Annotated in this window: 14 protein-coding genes; 10 read left to right on the forward strand and 4 right to left on the reverse strand. The window is 70.9% G+C overall.

Annotation, left to right across the window (positions count from 1 at the left end; all coding sequences use genetic code 11):
- Positions 1-5: 5 nt before the first annotated feature.
- From pafA to ACZ9QC_RS34205, 10 genes are all read left to right on the forward strand, one after another.
- Complete coding sequence (gene pafA, locus ACZ9QC_RS34160; protein ID WP_013004876.1) at positions 6-1,367, forward strand: Pup--protein ligase; 1,362 nt, start codon at positions 6-8, stop codon at positions 1,365-1,367.
- Positions 1,368-1,476: 109 nt separating this feature from the next.
- Complete coding sequence (locus ACZ9QC_RS34165; protein WP_472916627.1) at positions 1,477-2,421, forward strand: FKBP-type peptidyl-prolyl cis-trans isomerase; 945 nt, start codon at positions 1,477-1,479, stop codon at positions 2,419-2,421.
- Between the two features lie 62 nt (positions 2,422-2,483).
- Positions 2,484-2,855 (forward strand): FKBP-type peptidyl-prolyl cis-trans isomerase, encoded by a 372-nt coding sequence (locus ACZ9QC_RS34170; RefSeq protein ID WP_184896133.1) that lies wholly within the window; start codon positions 2,484-2,486, stop codon positions 2,853-2,855.
- 150 nt (positions 2,856-3,005) lie between these two features.
- Positions 3,006-3,986, forward strand: coding sequence for a helix-turn-helix transcriptional regulator (locus ACZ9QC_RS34175; RefSeq protein WP_472916628.1), 981 nt, complete (start codon positions 3,006-3,008; stop codon positions 3,984-3,986).
- 15 nt (positions 3,987-4,001) lie between these two features.
- Positions 4,002-5,000 (forward strand): helix-turn-helix transcriptional regulator, encoded by a 999-nt coding sequence (locus ACZ9QC_RS34180; protein WP_472916629.1) that lies wholly within the window; start codon positions 4,002-4,004, stop codon positions 4,998-5,000.
- A gap of 200 nt (positions 5,001-5,200) precedes the next feature.
- Positions 5,201-5,461, forward strand: coding sequence for a hypothetical protein (locus tag ACZ9QC_RS34185; protein ID WP_037702271.1), 261 nt, complete (start codon positions 5,201-5,203; stop codon positions 5,459-5,461).
- A 22-nt stretch (positions 5,462-5,483) separates the two neighbouring features.
- Positions 5,484-5,678, forward strand: coding sequence for a hypothetical protein (locus ACZ9QC_RS34190; protein WP_472916630.1), 195 nt, complete (start codon positions 5,484-5,486; stop codon positions 5,676-5,678).
- 258 nt (positions 5,679-5,936) lie between these two features.
- A complete protein-coding gene (gene tatA / locus ACZ9QC_RS34195) occupies positions 5,937-6,224 on the forward strand; it encodes a Sec-independent protein translocase subunit TatA (RefSeq protein WP_472916631.1) in 288 nt (95 codons plus the stop codon).
- 50 nt (positions 6,225-6,274) lie between these two features.
- Complete coding sequence (gene tatC, locus ACZ9QC_RS34200; RefSeq protein ID WP_472916632.1) at positions 6,275-7,225, forward strand: twin-arginine translocase subunit TatC; 951 nt, start codon at positions 6,275-6,277, stop codon at positions 7,223-7,225.
- Positions 7,226-7,375: 150 nt separating this feature from the next.
- Positions 7,376-10,225 carry a DEAD/DEAH box helicase gene (locus ACZ9QC_RS34205; RefSeq protein ID WP_472916633.1) on the forward strand — a complete coding sequence of 950 codons (2,850 nt, stop codon included), beginning with the start codon at positions 7,376-7,378 and terminating at the stop codon, positions 10,223-10,225.
- Positions 10,226-10,378: 153 nt separating this feature from the next.
- On the opposite strand, the gene atzF is transcribed toward ACZ9QC_RS34205, so the two are convergent.
- The 4 genes from atzF to ACZ9QC_RS34225 all read right to left on the reverse strand — a co-directional run bounded on the left by atzF (position 10,379) and on the right by ACZ9QC_RS34225 (position 17,216).
- Entirely contained in the window at positions 10,379-12,037 is a 1,659-nt protein-coding gene (atzF, locus tag ACZ9QC_RS34210) for an allophanate hydrolase (RefSeq protein WP_472916634.1), read from the reverse strand.
- A 195-nt stretch (positions 12,038-12,232) separates the two neighbouring features.
- Positions 12,233-15,757, reverse strand: a complete 3,525-nt coding sequence (locus ACZ9QC_RS34215) for a 5-oxoprolinase/urea amidolyase family protein (protein ID WP_472916635.1) — start codon at positions 15,755-15,757, stop codon at positions 12,233-12,235.
- Positions 15,754-16,395 (reverse strand): urea amidolyase associated protein UAAP2, encoded by a 642-nt coding sequence (locus ACZ9QC_RS34220; RefSeq protein WP_472916636.1) that lies wholly within the window; start codon positions 16,393-16,395, stop codon positions 15,754-15,756. Before ACZ9QC_RS34220 ends, ACZ9QC_RS34215 begins: the two co-directional genes overlap by 4 nt.
- Complete coding sequence (locus ACZ9QC_RS34225) at positions 16,392-17,216, reverse strand: urea amidolyase associated protein UAAP1 (protein WP_472916637.1); 825 nt, start codon at positions 17,214-17,216, stop codon at positions 16,392-16,394. The genes ACZ9QC_RS34220 and ACZ9QC_RS34225 overlap by 4 nt, the downstream gene beginning before the upstream one ends.
- Positions 17,217-17,236: the final 20 nt, after the last annotated feature.

Here is a 17,236-nt window from a genome sequence, read left to right on the forward strand (position 1 = left end):
CAGTCATGGACCGCCGCATTTTCGGGCTGGAGAACGAGTACGGCGTCACGTGCACGTTCAGGGGACAGCGCCGTCTGTCTCCTGACGAGGTGGCGCGGTACCTCTTCCGCCGTGTCGTGTCATGGGGCCGCAGCAGCAATGTGTTTCTGCGGAACGGGGCCCGCCTCTATCTCGACGTGGGCTCACATCCGGAATACGCGACACCCGAATGTGACAACGTGACCGAACTGGTCACTCACGACAAGGCCGGCGAGCGCATTCTCGAAGGACTGCTGGTCGATGCCGAACGCCGCCTGCACGAGGAGGGAATCGCGGGCGACGTCTACCTCTTCAAGAACAACACGGACTCCGCCGGCAACTCCTACGGTTGCCATGAGAACTATCTGGTGGCGCGGCACGGGGAGTTCTCCCGTCTCGCGGACATCCTGATTCCGTTCCTCGTCACCCGGCAGCTGCTGTGCGGCGCGGGCAAGGTTCTGCAGACCCCGCGTGGTGCGGTGTACTGCGTGAGCCAGCGCGCGGAGCACATCTGGGAGGGCGTCAGCTCGGCGACCACCCGCTCCCGGCCGATCATCAACACCCGTGACGAACCGCACGCGGACGCCGAGCGGTACCGCCGTCTCCACGTCATCGTGGGTGACTCGAACATGTCCGAGACGACCATGCTGCTCAAGGTCGGGGCCACCGACCTGGTGCTGCGCATGATCGAGGCGGGCACCGTCATGCGCGACCTCACCCTGGAGAACCCGATCCGGGCGATCCGCGAGGTCAGCCATGACATCACCGGCCGTCGCAAGGTGCGGCTGGCCAGCGGCCGGGAGGCCTCCGCGCTGGAGGTGCAGCGCGAGTACTACGAGAAGGCCGTGGACTTCGTGGAGCGCCGCGGTATCCGTACGGGCACCGTGGAGCAGGTGCTGGAGCTGTGGGGCCGCACGCTGGACGCGATCGAGGCGGAGGACCTCGACCGGATCGGTACCGAAATCGACTGGGTGATGAAGTACAAGCTCATCGAGCGGTACCGGGCCAAGCACAACATGACCATGTCGCATCCGCGGGTCGCGCAGATAGACCTCGCGTATCACGACATCCACCGCCGTCGTGGCCTCTACTACCTGTTGGAGAGGAAAGGTCAAGCCACCCGCATCTGCAATGACTTGAAGATCTTCGAGGGCAAGTCGGTTCCGCCGCAGACCACTCGGGCCCGGTTGCGCGGCGACTTCATCCGGCGCGCGCAGGAACAGCGCCGGGATTTCACGGTCGACTGGGTGCATCTCAAGCTCAACGACCAGGCGCAGCGGACGGTGTTGTGCAAGGACCCGTTCCGTTCGGTGGACGACCGGGTGGAGAAGCTGATCGCGGGAATGTGACCTCCGGTTGAGGAAACCGGCCCTCGGGCCCCGTACGTTCTCGTACGGGGCCCGAGGCACGCCCTAGAGTGGCGGGCGACAAGAGTGCCGTCTGAGATCTGAGGAACACGTGCGCCGAATTGCCGGCCTTCTCGTCGTGCCGCTGCTGCTGCTCTCCGCAGCGGCCTGCGGTAGCGACGACGACAAGGGCTCCGACTCCACCTCCACGAAGAACGGAGTGCCCGCGATCACCAAGGGCACCGAGTTCGGGGAGAAGCCGACCCTCGCGAAGGGGGAGGGTGACCCGCCGAAGGAGTTGAAGGTCGAGGTCATCAGCGAGGGTGACGGCGCGAAGCTGAAGAAGGGTGACGTCGCCGAGGTGAACTACCTCGGCCAGGAGTACGACGAGTCGGAGCCCTTCGACAACAGCTACGACAAGAAGCAGACCTTCCCGGTCACGTTGGGTGCGGGTGGTGTCATCCAGGGCTGGGAGAAGGGCCTGGAGGGCCAGAAGGTCGGCAGTCGGGTGGAACTGGTGATCCCCCCGGATCTCGGGTACGGGGCGCAGGGGCAGGGCGACATCAAGGCGAACGCCACCCTGGTCTTCGTCGTGGACATCGTGAAGGGCACGACGATTCCCGCCTCGGCGAAGGGCACTGAGGTCGCCCAGGACAATATCGACCTGCCGAAGGTCGGCACGAACACCGACGGCAAGGAGCCCGCGGTGACCATGCCGAAGGACGCCGCCCCGCCGACGAAGCTCGTCTCGAACTACGTCCTGGAGAGCGATGGCGCCGTCGTGAAGGACACGGACAGCGTGGTCGTGAACTATGTCGCCCTGTTGTGGGAGGGGGGCAAGAATTTCGACAGTACGTACAAGACGGGCAAGACGGCGACGCTCCCCCTGGACCAGGTGACGCTCAAGGGCCTGAAGGACGGTCTCGTGGGCAAGAAGGAGGGCAGCCGGGTGCTTCTCGTCCTGCCGCCCGACCAGGCCTTCGGTGACAAGGAGCAGCAGGGCATCCCGAAGAACTCCACGCTGGTCTTCGCCGTCGACATCCTGGCCGTGATGTAAGACTGGGCAGGTTGCCCATCAGGCATCGCGCATGACGTTCGTACGACAGAGGAGCCACTGCAGTGAGCATCGAGAAGCCCGAGATCGACTTCCCCGAGGGCCAGCCGCCGGCGGATCTGGAGATCAAGGACATCTGGGAGGGCGACGGCGAGGTGGCCCAGGCGGGCCAGACCGTCACCGTGCACTACGTGGGCGTGTCCTTCTCCACCGGCGAGGAGTTCGACGCCAGCTGGAACCGCGGGACGCCGTTCCGTTTCCCGCTCGGTGGCGGTCGTGTCATCAAGGGCTGGGACCAGGGTGTGCAGGGCATGAAGGTCGGTGGCCGTCGCCAGCTGACCATTCCGGCCCACCTCGCCTACGGGAACCAGAGCCCGACTCCGGCGATCAAGCCCGGTGAGACGCTGATCTTCGTGGTCGACCTCCTCGGGGTCTGATCCGTCGGATCCCGGTTCTGCGGCGATCGTGCCGTGACCGGTCCCGACTGTCTGGGGTCCATGCCTTTTCGGGCATGGGCCCTCGGCTTTTGCCGCGACGCTTCGTAGCGGTACGGTCGTGCCGCGGAAACACCCGGAGGAAGGGCGTCGATGGCCATTGCCAAGGCCGAGCGGTTGATGAACCTGGCGCTGTGTCTGCTGGGGACGCGGCGGCCGCTCAGCAAGCGCGAGCTGCGGGATTCGATCGAGGCGTATGTCGAGGCCGCCGGGTCGGGAAGTGGCGCAGCCGGCTCCGACGACTCCTTCAACCGCATGTTCGAGCGGGACAAGGACGATCTGCGCGAACTCGGCCTGGTCATCGAGACGGTGGAGAACCTCGACGGCGAGGTCGGCTATCTGGCCCGACGCGACAGCAACAGCCTCCCGCCGATCACCCTCGACGCCGAGGAGGCCGCGGCCCTCGGGCTCGCCGCGAAGGTCTGGCAGCAGGCCCGTCTCGCGGGGGCCGCGAGCGGCGCCCTGCAGAAGCTGCGCGCGGCCGGGCTGCCCGAGGACGTCGACCCGTACGAGACCCACCATGGAGCGCTGGAGCCGCGCATTCCGGTGCACGAGGCCGCCTTCGAGCCGCTGATGCTGGCCTGCCGTGACCGGCGCCCCGTCGTGTTCGAGTACCGCAAGGCGACCGCCGCGCGCCCCGAGCCCCGTCATGTGGAGCCGTGGGCGCTGGAGTGCTGGCGCGGTCACTGGTACCTGGCCGGCTTCGACCGGGACCGGGGTGCCGAGCGGGTCTTCCGGCTCTCCCGGATCACCGGCAAGGTCCGCAGCCGGGGTGCCGCGTTCACCGCCGAGGTCCCCGACGTCGTCACCGTGCGGGAGACGGTCGCGAGCTGGGCCGGGGAGACCGCCGACCGTTCCGCGCTGATCCGGCTGCGTTCCGGCGCCGGCTACCCGCTGCGTGCGAAGGCCTCCCTCGTACGGGAACTCGGGGACGGCTGGGACGAGTTGGAGATTCCGTACGGGCACGGTCTGGATGCCTGGCTGGTCGAGTTCGGGCCCGACGTGGTGGTCCTGGAGCCCGCCGAGCTGCGGGCCGACGTGGTGGACCGGCTGCGTGCCGTGGCCAAGGGTTGAGGGGGACGTAAGAACGTGGTGGGAAAACCGGCCCGGCCGGCGAACGCCATCGACCAGACCCGGCGGATGCTCTCCCTGGTGACGTATCTGCGGGAGCGGCCCGGCGCCCGGATCGAGGACGTCGCCCGTGCCTTCGGGATCACCGAGGACGAGCTGGTCTCGGACCTCGATGTGCTGCCCATGTGCGGGACCAGCTTCCGCGGCGGTGATCTGCTCGACATCGACACCGACGGCGAACGCATCTGGTGGCACAACCCGGCCGCCCTGGGCGCGGAGGCCGCCGAGCCGCTGAGGCTGGCCGCCGACGAGGCGACCGCCCTGCTGGTGGCCGCCCGGGCGGTGGCCACCCTGCCCGGACTGCGCGAGAGCGACCGGCAGGCCCTGCTGCGGGCCACCGCCAAGGTGGAGACGGCGGCCGGGGAGGCGGCGGGCGCCAGCTCGCGGCTGTCGGTCACGTTCGAGGCCGAGGGCGGGGTCTTCGCGGATGTCGACCGGGCCATCTCGGAGCGCCGGCGGCTGTGGATCCGCTACTACTCGCCCGCCCGCGACGAGCTCACCGAACGCGAGATCGACCCGATCCGCCTGGTCAGCGTGGGTCACACCTATGTCGAGGCCTGGTGCCGTCGCTCCGAGGCCCGGCGTACGTTCCGGCTGGACCGGGTCGCCGAGATCAAGATCCTCGACGAGCCGTCCGCGCCGCCCGAGATCGAGCTGCGGGACCTGTCGGAGGCGCTGGTGCAGCCGGCCGCCGAGGATCCCGAGGTGGTGGTCGAGGTGGGTCCCGGCGGGCGCTGGGTCGCCGAGTACTACCCGCACGACAGCGCCGAGGAGCTGCCGGACGGCGGGCTGCGCATCAGCCTGCGCACCCCCGACCCCGCCTCGCTGCGGCGCTTGGCACTGCGGCTCGGCCGCGACGGCCGGATCGTCTCCCCCAAGGACCTCGCCGACAGCGCCCGCCGGGCGGCCCGCGAGGCGCTGGCGGCCTACGACGAGGCCGAGCCGACCAGACCGTGACCGCAACACCGCGGGACCGCGGGACCGCGGGACCGCCTGAGGGCGGCACCGAGGGCGGCGAGACGTGACGACGACGGCGAGACGACGACGGCGTACGACCGGAAAAGGGAGATACGAGGGCTGTGAGCGGCGGGTCTGTTGTGTCGGGTGTGAAGTCCGGTGTGAAGTCCGGGGTGCAGGAGATCCAGGAGATCCGGGAGATGACCGTCGCGGTCGCCTTCGCGGGGATGAAGAAGGCGGTCGACGTGGTGTTCAGGGCCGGCTGCCCCGACTGCCGGGCCAACTTCGAGCTGGGGGCGAGCGCGCTGCGGCTGGCCATCGGCGCCACCAGCAAGACCACCTTCTACTCCTTCACCTGCCCCGAGTGCGGCACCGCTGTCCGCAAGCCGGCCGGTGAGCGCATCGTCGAGCTGCTGACCGGCGGCGGTGTGCGGACCCTCAGGCTGCATTCGGCGGGATAGGGCCAGGGGCTAGGGTCGGCTCATGTTCTGGGCGATGTTCGCGGTGGCTGTGGGTTTTGTCGGGCTGGTCGTGCTCGGGGTGCTGGCCGTGCGGGTCTTTCTGGAGGCCCGGCGGCTGGGAGCGCAGGTCGCGGAGTCGGCGCGGAGGATCGGCCGGGCGGCGGAGGATCTGGAGCGGGCGACGGCGAGCGCGGCCCGCTCTGCGGACGCTCTGTGAAGGGCGGCGGAGGCTCCTGTGAGTTGACAGCGCGGTGCGTTTTGCGCCACTTCGCCCTGTCACCTTCTCACCTTTGGCAGGTACGCTGCCTGTCGCGGCACGGAGAACGAGGCCCGGGTCGCGAATCGGGAGTACGCACGGGGATTGCCCAGCGTTCACCCCTGAGCGTTACGATCGCTGCCAGTACGATCGTTCGGACACTTGTCCGACTGGTCGGACAGCCCCCACCCGCCGCCTCGGTGAAGAAGGTAGACAGCTATGGGTAGGCTCGGCCCCACCGAGATCATTCTGATCCTCGTCGTCATCATCCTGCTGTTCGGTGCGAAGAAGCTTCCGGACATGGCGCGCTCGCTGGGCAAGTCCGCCCGCATCCTCAAGAGCGAGGCCAAGGCCATGAAGTCCGAGGGTCAGGACGACACCAACGCGGCGGCAGCGCCCCCGCACGCCGGCGGCGAGACCCCCGCGCAGCGCACCATCCAGGCCGCTCCCGGCGACGTGACCAGCTCGCGCCCGGTCACCGAGCCGACGGACACCACCAAGCGCTGACGCAGGGCCGGACCAGACTTCCGGCCTGCCGCACGAGATGAGGACGTGGGTTGCTCAAGTCTGCCCGCAACAAGGAGAAGGATCCCGAGGGGCGGATGCCCCTCGTGGAGCACCTTCGCGAGCTCCGCAACCGGCTGGGCAAAGCGCTCCTGGCGATCGTCGTGGCCTCTGTGGTGGGTCTGGTCTTCTACCAGGAGATCATCAACTTCCTCACCCGGCCGGTCCAGGAGTCCGTCGGGTGCACGCGCGACTTCACCGAGCTCGCCAAGGAGAGCAAGGGAGCCTGCGGCAACATCACGATGTCGGGTCTGATGGGCCCGTTCACTCTGATGATCAAGGTGTCCCTGACGGCCGGTGTGGTCATCGCCAGCCCGGTCTGGCTCTATCAGCTGTGGGCCTTCATCGCGCCCGGCCTGCACCGGCACGAGAAGCGCTACTCGATGGCCTTCGTGGCCGCGGGCTTCCCCCTGTTCATGGTGGGCGCCTACTTCTCGTACCACGTGCTGCCCGCGGCCGCCGAGGTCCTGCTCGAGTTCACCCCTGACGACACGGTCAACCTGCTGCCGCTGGACGAGCTGCTGGACCTCGTGACCCGCATGGTGATCGTCTTCGGCCTCTCCTTCGAGCTGCCGCTCGTGCTCGTCATGTTGAACATGACCGGCATGGTCACCGGCCGGCGGATGCTGGGCTGGTGGCGGGCCATGATCATGTGCGTCACCGTGTTCGCCGCGTTCGCCACCCCGACCGTCGACCCGGTCTCGATGCTCTCGCTGGCCGCGCCGATCATCCTGCTGTACTTCGTGGCCACCGGCTTCTCCCTGCTGAACGACAAGCGCAGGCGACAGCGCGACGCGCTCGGCCCCGCCGACGACGAGGCCTCCGAGCTGGATCTCACCCCCGAGGACATCGGCGAGGTCGAGACCGTGTCAGCGGCCAAGGCGCTCCCCGCGCAGACCGAGCCCGAGCGGGAACGGATCAACGGGTACGACGACGTGACCTGAGCACCGGCACACGGCACGCAGCCGAGACGAGACGGCGGTGGGCCCCGCCCGGCATCCCGGGCGGGGCCCACCGCCGTCGTACGTCCGTCCGCCGTGCTTCCTTTTCGGACGGTGGACGGTCCTGATCTCGACGGTGCCACGATCCGGATAATGATCGTCCTGTTGTCAGTGGGGCCCGGTACGCTCGAAAGCACGATGACAGAGGACCTCTCACCGGCCGAGCGGTACGCGGCAGCACGTAGGCGCGCTGCCGAGCAGGCCACCGCGCTCGCCTCCTTCCGCGAGATGTACGACTTCGGTCTCGACCCCTTCCAGATCGAGGCCTGCCAGGCGCTGGAGGCGGGCAAGGGCGTCCTGGTGGCCGCCCCCACCGGCTCGGGCAAGACGATCGTCGGCGAGTTCGCCGTCCACCTCGCCCTGCAACAGGGCAAGAAGTGCTTCTACACGACACCCATCAAGGCCCTGTCGAACCAGAAGTACGCCGACCTGTGCCGCCGTTACGGCGCCGACAAGGTCGGTCTGCTCACCGGGGACAACAGCGTCAACTCCGACGCCCCCGTGGTCGTGATGACCACCGAGGTGCTGCGGAACATGCTGTACGCGGGCTCCCAGACCCTCCTCGGCCTCGGATACGTCGTCATGGACGAGGTGCACTACCTCTCCGACCGCTTCCGGGGCGCCGTCTGGGAAGAGGTGATCATCCATCTTCCCGAGTCGGTCACCCTGGTCTCGCTGTCCGCCACCGTGTCGAACGCCGAGGAGTTCGGCGACTGGCTGGACACCGTGCGCGGCGACACCGACGTGATCGTCTCCGAACACCGGCCGGTGCCGCTGTTCCAGCACGTGCTCGCCGGACGGCGGATGTACGACCTGTTCGAGGAGGGCGAGGGCAACAAGAAGGCCGTCAACCCGGACCTGACCCGGATGGCGCGGATGGAGGCCAGCCGGCCCTCCTTCCAGGACCGCCGGCGTGGCCGTGCCATGCGCGAGGCCGACCGTGAGCGCGAGCGCAGACAGCGGTCGAGGATCTGGATCCCGAGCCGCCCCGAGGTCATCGAACGGCTCGACTCCGAAGGCCTGTTGCCCGCCATCACCTTCATCTTCAGCCGCGCCGCCTGCGAGGCCGCCGTCCAGCAGTGCCTGTACGCGGGCCTCCGGCTGAACGACGACGAGTCCCGGCACAAGGTGCGCGCCCTCGTCGAGGAACGCACCGCCTCCATCCCCCGCGAGGACCTCCACGTCCTCGGCTACTACGAGTGGCTGGAAGGCCTGGAGCGCGGCATCGCGGCCCACCACGCGGGCATGCTGCCGACGTTCAAGGAGGTCGTCGAGGAGCTCTTCGTACGCGGCCTGGTCAAGGCCGTGTTCGCCACCGAGACCCTCGCGCTCGGCATCAACATGCCCGCCCGCTCGGTGGTGTTGGAGAAGCTCGTCAAGTGGAACGGCGAGCAGCACGCCGACATCACCCCCGGTGAGTACACCCAGCTGACGGGGCGTGCGGGCCGGCGCGGCATCGATGTCGAGGGTCACGCCGTGGTGTTGTGGCAGCGGGGCATGAACCCCGACCACCTCGCCGGGCTCGCCGGCACCCGGACGTACCCGCTGCGCTCCAGCTTCAGGCCGTCGTACAACATGGCGGTCAACCTGGTCGAGCAGTTCGGGCGGCACCGCTCGCGCGAGTTGCTGGAGACCTCGTTCGCGCAGTTCCAGGCGGACAAGTCGGTCGTCGGGATCTCCCGGCAGGTGCAGCGCAACGAGGAGGGCCTTGAGGGCTACAAGGAGTCCATGACCTGCCACCTCGGGGACTTCGAGGAGTACGCGCGCCTCAGGCGGGACCTCAAGGACCGCGAGACCGAGCTGGCCAAGCAGGGGGCCGCGCAGCGGCGCGCCGAGGCCGCCGTCGCGCTGGAGAAGCTGAAGCCCGGCGACGTCATCCATGTGCCCACGGGCAAGTACGCCGGGCTCGCGCTGGTGCTGGACCCGGGGCTGCCCGCCGGGCGGTCCAACGGCCACCGGGGGTTCGAGCACCACGACGGGCCGCGTCCGCTGGTGCTGACCGCCGAGCGGCAGGTCAAGCGGCTGGCGTCGATGGACTTCCCGGTGCCGGTGGAGGCGCTGGAGCGGATGCGGATCCCGAAGTCGTTCAACCCGCGTTCGCCGCAGTCGCGCCGGGATCTGGCGTCGGCGTTGCGCACCAAGGCCGGGCATCTGGTTCCGGACCGGCACCGCAAGCGGCGGGCCGCCGCCGCGGACGACCGGGAGATCGCCCGGCTGCGCGCCGAGCTGCGGGCGCATCCGTGCCACGGGTGCAGCGACCGTGAGGACCACGCGCGGTGGGCCGAGCGGTACCACCGGCTCAGGCGGGACACCGTGCAGCTGGAGCGGCGTATCGAGGGCCGTACGAACACGATCGCGCGGACCTTCGACCGGATCGTCGCCCTGCTCACCGAGCTGGACTATCTGCGGGGTGACGAGGTCACCGAGCACGGCAAGCGGCTCGCCCGGCTCTACGGCGAGCTGGACCTGCTCGCCAGTGAGTGTCTGCGCGCGGGTGTGTGGGAGGGGCTCGGGCCCGCGGAGCTCGCGGCGTGCGTCTCGGCGCTGGTCTACGAGGCGCGCGTCGGGGACGACGCGATGGCGCCGAAGCTGCCGTCCGGGAACGCCAAGGCCGCGCTCGGGGAGATGGTGCGGATCTGGGGGCGGCTGGACGCGCTGGAGGAGGAGTTCCGGATCACGCAGAGCGAAGGGGTCGGGCAGCGGGAGCCGGATCTCGGCTTCGCCTGGGCCGCGTACATGTGGGCTTCGGGGTCGGGGCTCGACGAGGTGCTGCGGGAGGTGGAGATGCCGGCGGGTGACTTCGTGCGGTGGTGCAAGCAGGTGATCGATGTGCTGGGGCAGATCTCCGCGGCGGCGCCCGCCGGGTCGACCGTGGGGAAGAGTGCGCGTAAGGCTGTGGATGGGGTGTTGAGGGGGGTTGTGGCTTACTCGTCGGTGGGGTGAGGCTTCGCCGGGCGAGAGGTGGGGTGGGTTGTCGGACGGGGGCGGGTGGACGGGGGTTCTCGCGCAGTTCCCCTCGCCCCTGAAGGCTTGTGGGGGTTCTCCTGCGTGGTTCCCCGCGGCCCGCAAAGACATCAGCCCGGTGTGCAGTCCGGTTCAGTGGGTCACGTAGGTGCGCCAGCTGCCGTATTCCGTGATGTCCTCGGTGTCTGTGAGGGCTGACGGTTCGCAGAGGAAGCCTGGGGTTCGGGTGCCGTCGGCGAGTTCGACGGTGCCCAGGGTCATGGGGCGGGGGAGGGTCGTCAGGAGGCGGCCCAGGCCTTCTGCCGGGAGGCGCCAGACCTCCGTCTCGATCGGGGCGCCGCCCTCGCCCACGTGGACCAGGCCCGGCTTCGGCGGGGTCGTGCGCAGGGCGTGGAGGCGGTAGACGGGCGCCGTCGTGGTGGTTCGTTCCAGTCGGGCGCCCAGGGACAGCAGTTGGGGGTTCAGGGGCTGGCCCGAGAGGTGGGCGCCCACCACCGCCAGACGGGTCTCCGGCTGGAGTACGGAGGCGAGGCGGGCCAGGCGGTCGTCCGTGAAGGCCGGGCCGACCAGCATCACGCCGAAGGGGAGACCGTTCACCTCACCGGCGGGGACGGCCACCGCCGCCAGGTCGAAGAGGTTCGTGGAGTTGGTGAAGCGGCCGAGGCGGGCGTTGGCGCCCAGCGGGTCGGCGGCCACCTCGGCGAGTGTGGGGTGGCCCGGTGTCGTCGGCAGCAACAGGGCGTCCGCGTCGGCCAGTTCGGCGAGCGCGCGGGTGCGCAGGGCGGACAGGTGGTCCTGGTCGGCGAAGAGCCGGTGGGCCGGGATGTCCCGGGCCCGGGTGATGATGCCCGTGACGGTGGGGTCGAGGGAGTCGACGCCGTCCGCGATCGCCTTGTCGACGAAGGCACCGACCGCCGTGTAGCGCTCGGCCACGAAAGCGCCCTGGTAGAGCATGGCCGCCGCCTCGGTGAACGGGGCGAGGTCGAGGGTGCGTACGTCCGCGCCCGTGGCCCGCAGACGGGTGACGGTCGCCTCGTACGCCTCCGCCCAGCCCTCGTCGAGTTCGCCCAGCTGAGTGCGTGAGGGGACCGCGACGCGCCAAGGGCCCGGGGCGCGCGGGGGGAGGGACGGGAGGGCTCGGTCGGGCGGGGAGGCCATGTGGGCGATGGCCTGTTCCGCCTCCGGGAGGGTGCGGGCGAACACCGTCACGCAGTCGATCGAGGCGCAGGCCGGGACCACGCCCGTGGTGGGGACCAGGCCCCGGGTGGGCTTCAGGCCGACGATGCCGTTGAAGGCGGCCGGCACCCGGCCGGAGCCCGCCGTGTCGGTGCCGAGGGCGAGGTCGACGAGGCCGAGCGCGACCGCGACGGCCGAACCCGCGCTGGAGCCGCCGCTGACGCGGGACGGGTCGTGGGCGCCCCGGACCGCGCCGTACGGGGAGCGGGTGCCGACCAGGCCCGTGGCGAACTGGTCGAGGTTGGTGGTGCCGAGGACGAGGGCGCCGGCCGCGCGGAGGCGGGCGACGGCAGGGGCGTCGGCGTCCGGGGTGTACGCGTAGGCGGGGCAGCCGGCTGTCGTGGGGAGGCCGTGGACGTCGATGTTGCCCTTCACGGCGAGCAGGCGGCCGGCGAGGGGGAGATGGGCGCCGGCGGCCAGACGGGCGTCGATGGCCTCGGCTTCGGCCTCCGCGTCGGCGCGGGGGCGTAGGTCGATCCAGATCTCGGGGCGGTCCACGGCTTCGATGCGGGTGTAGGCCATGCGGACTCTGGTGAGGGTGGGGGAGGGGGGCATCTTTGCTCCTGGGGGTGGGGTGCGGTGGTTGGGCGGCGGGGGATTTTTCGCCCCCGCCGCCCCTACCCGTCCCGTCCTTCAGGGGCTGTGCCCCTTCGACCCCCTTGCGCCATCGGGGGTGGGGGTGGGGTGCGTCGGCGGGTGCGGGTGGGTGGGGGTTCTCGCGCAGTTCCCCGCGCCCCTTGCGGGGCGGGGTCAGGTGTTGTCCGGGGTCAGGATGATCAGGGGGGTGCCTGGGGACACCTGGGTGCCCGGGGTGGTGAGGATTCTGTCGATGACGCCGGCCGTGGGGGAGGGGACTCGGGACTCCATCTTCATGGCCTCCAGGGTCAGGAGGGGCTGGCCGGTGGTCACGCGGTCGCCCGGTCGGACGTTCACCTGCCAGACCGACGCGGTGAACTCGGCCTCGATCAGACGGGCGCCCTCGGGCACGTGGACCTCGGCGGGCGGTACCGGCTCGGCCGCCCCCGTCTCCGCTCTGTCGAACTCGCCGGCGGCCTCCCAGGCGGCCCTCTCCGCCGCGAACGCGCTCTGCTGCCGACCTCTGAACTCGGCCACCGAATCGGCGTGTTCGGACAGGAACGTCTCGTACTCGGCCAGGGAGAAGGTGCCCTGCTCCACGCGCGGGACGAAACGGCCCGAGACGATGTCCGCGCGCAGGGCCAGCAGTTCGTCGGCGTCCACGGGATACCACTTGATGCGGTCGAAGAAGCGGAGCAGCCAGGGGGAGCCGGGCTCGAAGGCGCCGCGCTGCTGCCAGGGGGACCACACCTGGGTGGTGCGGCCGACGAACTGGTAACCGCCGGGCCCTTCCATGCCGTACACACAGAGGTAGGCGCCGCCGATGCCGACCGAGTTCTCCGCCGTCCAGGTGCGGGCCGGGTTGTACTTCGTGGTCACCAGGCGGTGGCGGGGATCCAGCGGGGTCGCCACGGGCGCGCCCAGGTAGACGTCGCCGAGGCCCAGGACCAGGTACTCGGCGGCGAAGACGGTGTCGTACACCTCGTCCACCGTGTCCAGGCCGTTGACGCGGCGGATGAACTCGATGTTCCAGGGGCACCAGGGCGCGTCGTCGCGGACCCCCGCCATGTAGCGGGCGATGGCCTCGCGGGTGGCGGGGTCGTCCCAGGAGAGGGGGAGGTGGATCGTGCGGGAGGGGACGACCAGTTCGTCGGTCGGGGGGAGCGACGCCACGATCCGGCGTACCGCTGCGAGGAGTTCGGGCTGGGGGAGCAGGGCCGGGTCCGTCCGGATCTGCAGGGAGCGGATGCCCGGGGTGAGGTCGGTGACACCGTCGAGGCCCGCTTCGGCGACCGCCTCCATCAAGGCGTGGACGCGCATCCGCAGGGCCAGGTCGAGTCGCATGGGCCCGAACTCGACCAGGAGGTTGTCGTCGCCGCTGCGGCGGTACGTCACGTCGCCGTCGCGGGCCAGGACGCCGCCGTCGACGATCGGGGGGCGGGGCGAGGCGTCGTCGGCGACCGGGAGGAAGCGGACGGTGTCCCCGGGGCGCAGCTGGCCGAGCTTCCAGCGTTCGGTGGAGACGACCGTCGCCGGGCAGACGAACCCGCCGAGGGAGGGGCCGTCGGGGCCCAGGAGGACCGGCATGTCCCCGGTGTAGTCGACGGCGCCGACCGAGTACGGGGTGTCGTGGATGTTGGACGGGTGCAGGCCGGCCTCGCCGCCGTCGGCGCGGGCCCAGCGGGGCTTGGGGCCGATCAGGCGTACGCCGGTGCGGGCGGAGTTGAAGTGGACCTTCCAGTCGGCCGCGTAGAACTCGTGGATGTCCTCCTCGGTGAAGAACTCCGGTGCCGCGTGCGGGCCTTCGAGGACGGCCACCCGCCAGGAGGTGGGGAAGGCGGGGCGGGCGTCCGGCGGGACGGGCGCCGCGTGTTCGGTGGCCGCTCCGCCGTGCAGGACGTCGCCCGTGCGCAGGGCCCGGCCGCCGTGGCCGCCGAAGTGGCCCAGGGTGAACGTGGCCGCGCTGCCCAGGAACGAGGGGACGTCCAGGCCGCCGCCCGCGAAGAGGACGTAGGTGCGCAGGCCGTGGTCGGTCGGGGCGCCGACGGCCAGTACCGCTCCGGCAGGCACCGTCACCGGTTCCCACCGGGCGACCGGTGCGCCGTCCACGGTCACCGGGGCGGGCGCGCCCGTCACACAGACCGTGGTGGCGTGCGTGAAGCGCAGGGTGGGCCCCTGGAGGGTGCATTCGAGACCGGGGGCGCCCTCGGGGTTGCCCAGCGCCCGGTTGCCGAGGCGGAAGGACAGGTCGTCCATGGGGCCGCTGGGCGGGACGCCCACCTGCCAGTGTCCGGTGCGGCCGGGCCAGTCCTGCACGGTGGTGAGCGTGCCGCCGGAGACGACCTCGACGCGGGGCGTCGGGTCGGAGACGGCGGCGAGGGTCGCCGTGGTGTGGTCGGCCCGTCGGAAACCGGGGTCGGTGAGGGCCGCCCGGAGCTGGCCCAGGTTCGTCTCGATGCCGTCGATCCGGGTCCTCGCCAGCGCCTCGTCCAGCCGCCGCAGCGCGTGGGCGCGGTCGGAGCCGTACGCGACGAGCTTCGCCAGCAGCGGGTCGTACGACGTCGTGACCTCTGTGCCCGTCTCCGCCCAGCCGTCGACGCGGACGCCCGGCGGGAACTCGACCCGGGTCAACAGGCCCGCGCTCGGCCGGTGTTCGCGACAGGGGTCCTCGGCGTAGATCCGGGCCTCGACGGCGTGGCCGCGCGGCTGGCCCGGGGCCCGGACGACGGCGGTGTCGCCGCGGGCCAGGCGCAGCATCCAGGCGACGAGGTCGACGCCGTAGACCTCCTCGGTGACCGGATGTTCCACCTGGAGGCGGGTGTTGACCTCCAGGAAGTACGCCTCCTCGCGTGCGGCGTCATACACGAACTCGACGGTTCCGGCGGAGCGGTACTCGACGCTCGCGCACAGGTCGCGGGCGGCGGCGGTCAGCCGTGCGCGGACGTGGTCGGGCAGGCCGGGGGCCGGGGCCTCCTCGACGACCTTCTGGTGGCGGCGCTGGAGGGTGCAGTCACGGTCGCCGAAGGTGACGACGAGGCCGTCGCCGTCGCCGAAGACCTGCACCTCGACATGGCGGGCCCGCTCGACGAGCCGTTCCAGGTAGACCCCCGAGGACGCCGTGGCGAAGGAGGCGGCGGCGACGCGCCGCACCCGCTCCCAGGCGTCGGTGAGTTCGGCGGCGGATCGACATGCCGACATACCGATACCGCCGCCCCCGCCGGTGGCCTTGAGCATCACCGGGTAGCCGATCTCCGAGGCGTGGCCGAGGGCCTCGTCGAGGGAGGCGAGCAGGTCGGTGCCGGGCAGGAGGGGCACGCCGGCGGCCTCGGCCGCCGCCCGCGCGGTGTGCTTGGCGCCGAACAGCTCCAGTTGGTCGGGGGTCGGGCCGACGAACACGATGTCGGCCTCCGCGCAGCGGCGGGCGAAGTCCGCGTCCTCGGAGAGGAACCCGTACCCGGGGTGGAGGGCGCCCGCGCCGGTGTCCTTGGCGGCCTTCAGGACCAGGTCCGCGTCGAGGTACGACTCCTTCGCGGGCGCCGGGCCGAGCCGTACCGCCTCGTCGGCGAGCCGGACGTGGGCGGCGGAGCGGTCGGCGTCGGAGTACACCGCGACCGTGCGCAGGCCCAGTTCGCGGGCGGTGCGGATGATCCGGACGGCGATCTCGCCCCGGTTGGCGACCAGCAGGGTGTCGAAGGTCATGTGCCGGCTCCGGTGGTCGTCGCTTCTCCGGTGTCCGGCACCCGGCCGGTGATCGTCACCTGCACGGCCGTCGGGTCGAAGCCGTTGCAGGGGTTGTTGATCTGGGGGCAGTTGGAGACCAGGACGAGCACGTCCCGCTCGGCGCGCAGGGTGAGGGCGAGACCGGGGGCGGAGATCCCGTCGACGATGCCGAGGGTGCCGTCCTGCTCGACCGGGACGTTCATGTACCAGTTGATGTTCGACACCAGGTCGCGTTTGCCGAGGCCGTGCCTCGCGCCCTCTGCGAGGAAGTTGTCCACGCAGGCGTGCTGCGACCAGGTGTGGTGCCCGTACCGCAGCGTGTTCGACTCCTTGGAGCAGGCGCCGCCGACCGTGTCGTGCCGGCCCACGTCGTCGGCGGTCACGGTCATCAGCGGGGTGTGTTCGTTCGACATCAGCACGCTGCCGGTGGTGAGGAAGATGCCGCCCTGGGCGTGGATCGTGTCGGGCGCGCTGTAGCGGACGGCCGTGTCGTGGGCGTCGTACACCAGGAAGTCGACGGCCTGGTTGCCGTGCAGGTCGGTGAGGGTGAGGGTCTCGCCGGCGCGGATCACCGACGACCAGGCGGCGCGGGCCGGGACCACGGTTCTCGTGCTCATGCGGTCCCCCTCGCGGTGAGGAACTCGGCGGTGTTCGAAAAGGCCCGGCGGCCCTCGGGCGTGGCGTCCCACAGGGGGTCGCCCGGCTCGGTCGGCCGGGCCCGCCAGGCGAGCACCTCCAAGGGGGTGCTGACGTACTCGGGGCGCGGGTCGGCCGGGTGCGGCACATTGGCGATCAGCACGGTCACGTCCTGTTCGGTGCGCAGGGTCACGGCGGCGCCGGGGCCGGCGGAGCCGGTGAAGTCGAGGGTGCCGTCCTCGCGTACCCGTACCCCCTGGAAGAAGGAGAGCGAGGGCGGGAGGTCCCGGGGTTCCAGACCGTTCTTGGCGGCGGCCAGCTTGAACAGTTCACGCCCTGCGGGGGAGGCGGAGTGCGGGGTGCCGTCCCCGTACCGCTCGGTGTTGCGTACGAGGGTGGAGGTGCCGCACAGGGCGTCGTGGCGGCCCGAGGTGTCGGCGACCACCGAGGCCAGGACCCGGCCCTGGTCGGACAGGAGCAGGACGCCCTCGCCCAGGTAGGCGTTCCACTGGACCTTGACGGTGTCGGCCACGTTCAGCCGCTCCCAGGGGCGGTCGGCGTGGTGCAGCAGCAGATGGGCGCAGGCGTCGCCGCGCAGGTCGGTCAGCCGGAGCTCGGTGCCTCGGGCGAGCACCCGGTGCGTGTAGTTGCCGCCCGCCACCGTCTCGGCCCAGACCAGCCGTGCGGGCTCGCAGGGAGGGGCGGGCCAGTCGCTCGCGGGCACCACGGGCATGGCCTCGGTCGAGGAGCCCTCCTGGGCGCGGGCGTGATCACGTGCTCCGTACGTCGTCGATGTCGCCATCGTGGGACCTCCGGGTGCGG

The sequence above is a fragment of the Streptomyces sp. HUAS MS02 genome (genome assembly GCF_055702265.1).

Bases quoted from the DNA above. Each gene is read 5' to 3' on its own strand.
- ACZ9QC_RS34175 (WP_472916628.1), top strand. From the start codon at position 3,006: ATGGCCATTGCCAAGGCCGAGCGGTTGATGAACCTGGCGCTGTGTCTG.
- ACZ9QC_RS34205 (WP_472916633.1), top strand. From the start codon at position 7,376: ATGATCGTCCTGTTGTCAGTGGGGCCCGGTACGCTCGAAAGCACGATG.
- tatA (WP_472916631.1), top strand. From the start codon at position 5,937: ATGGGTAGGCTCGGCCCCACCGAGATCATTCTGATCCTCGTCGTCATC.
- atzF (WP_472916634.1), bottom strand. From the start codon at position 12,037: ATGCCCCCCTCCCCCACCCTCACCAGAGTCCGCATGGCCTACACCCGC.
- ACZ9QC_RS34190 (WP_472916630.1), top strand. From the start codon at position 5,484: ATGTTCTGGGCGATGTTCGCGGTGGCTGTGGGTTTTGTCGGGCTGGTC.
- ACZ9QC_RS34225 (WP_472916637.1), bottom strand. From the start codon at position 17,216: ATGGCGACATCGACGACGTACGGAGCACGTGATCACGCCCGCGCCCAG.
- pafA (WP_013004876.1), top strand. From the start codon at position 6: ATGGACCGCCGCATTTTCGGGCTGGAGAACGAGTACGGCGTCACGTGC.
- ACZ9QC_RS34220 (WP_472916636.1), bottom strand. From the start codon at position 16,395: ATGAGCACGAGAACCGTGGTCCCGGCCCGCGCCGCCTGGTCGTCGGTG.
- ACZ9QC_RS34185 (WP_037702271.1), top strand. From the start codon at position 5,201: ATGACCGTCGCGGTCGCCTTCGCGGGGATGAAGAAGGCGGTCGACGTG.
- ACZ9QC_RS34215 (WP_472916635.1), bottom strand. From the start codon at position 15,757: ATGACCTTCGACACCCTGCTGGTCGCCAACCGGGGCGAGATCGCCGTC.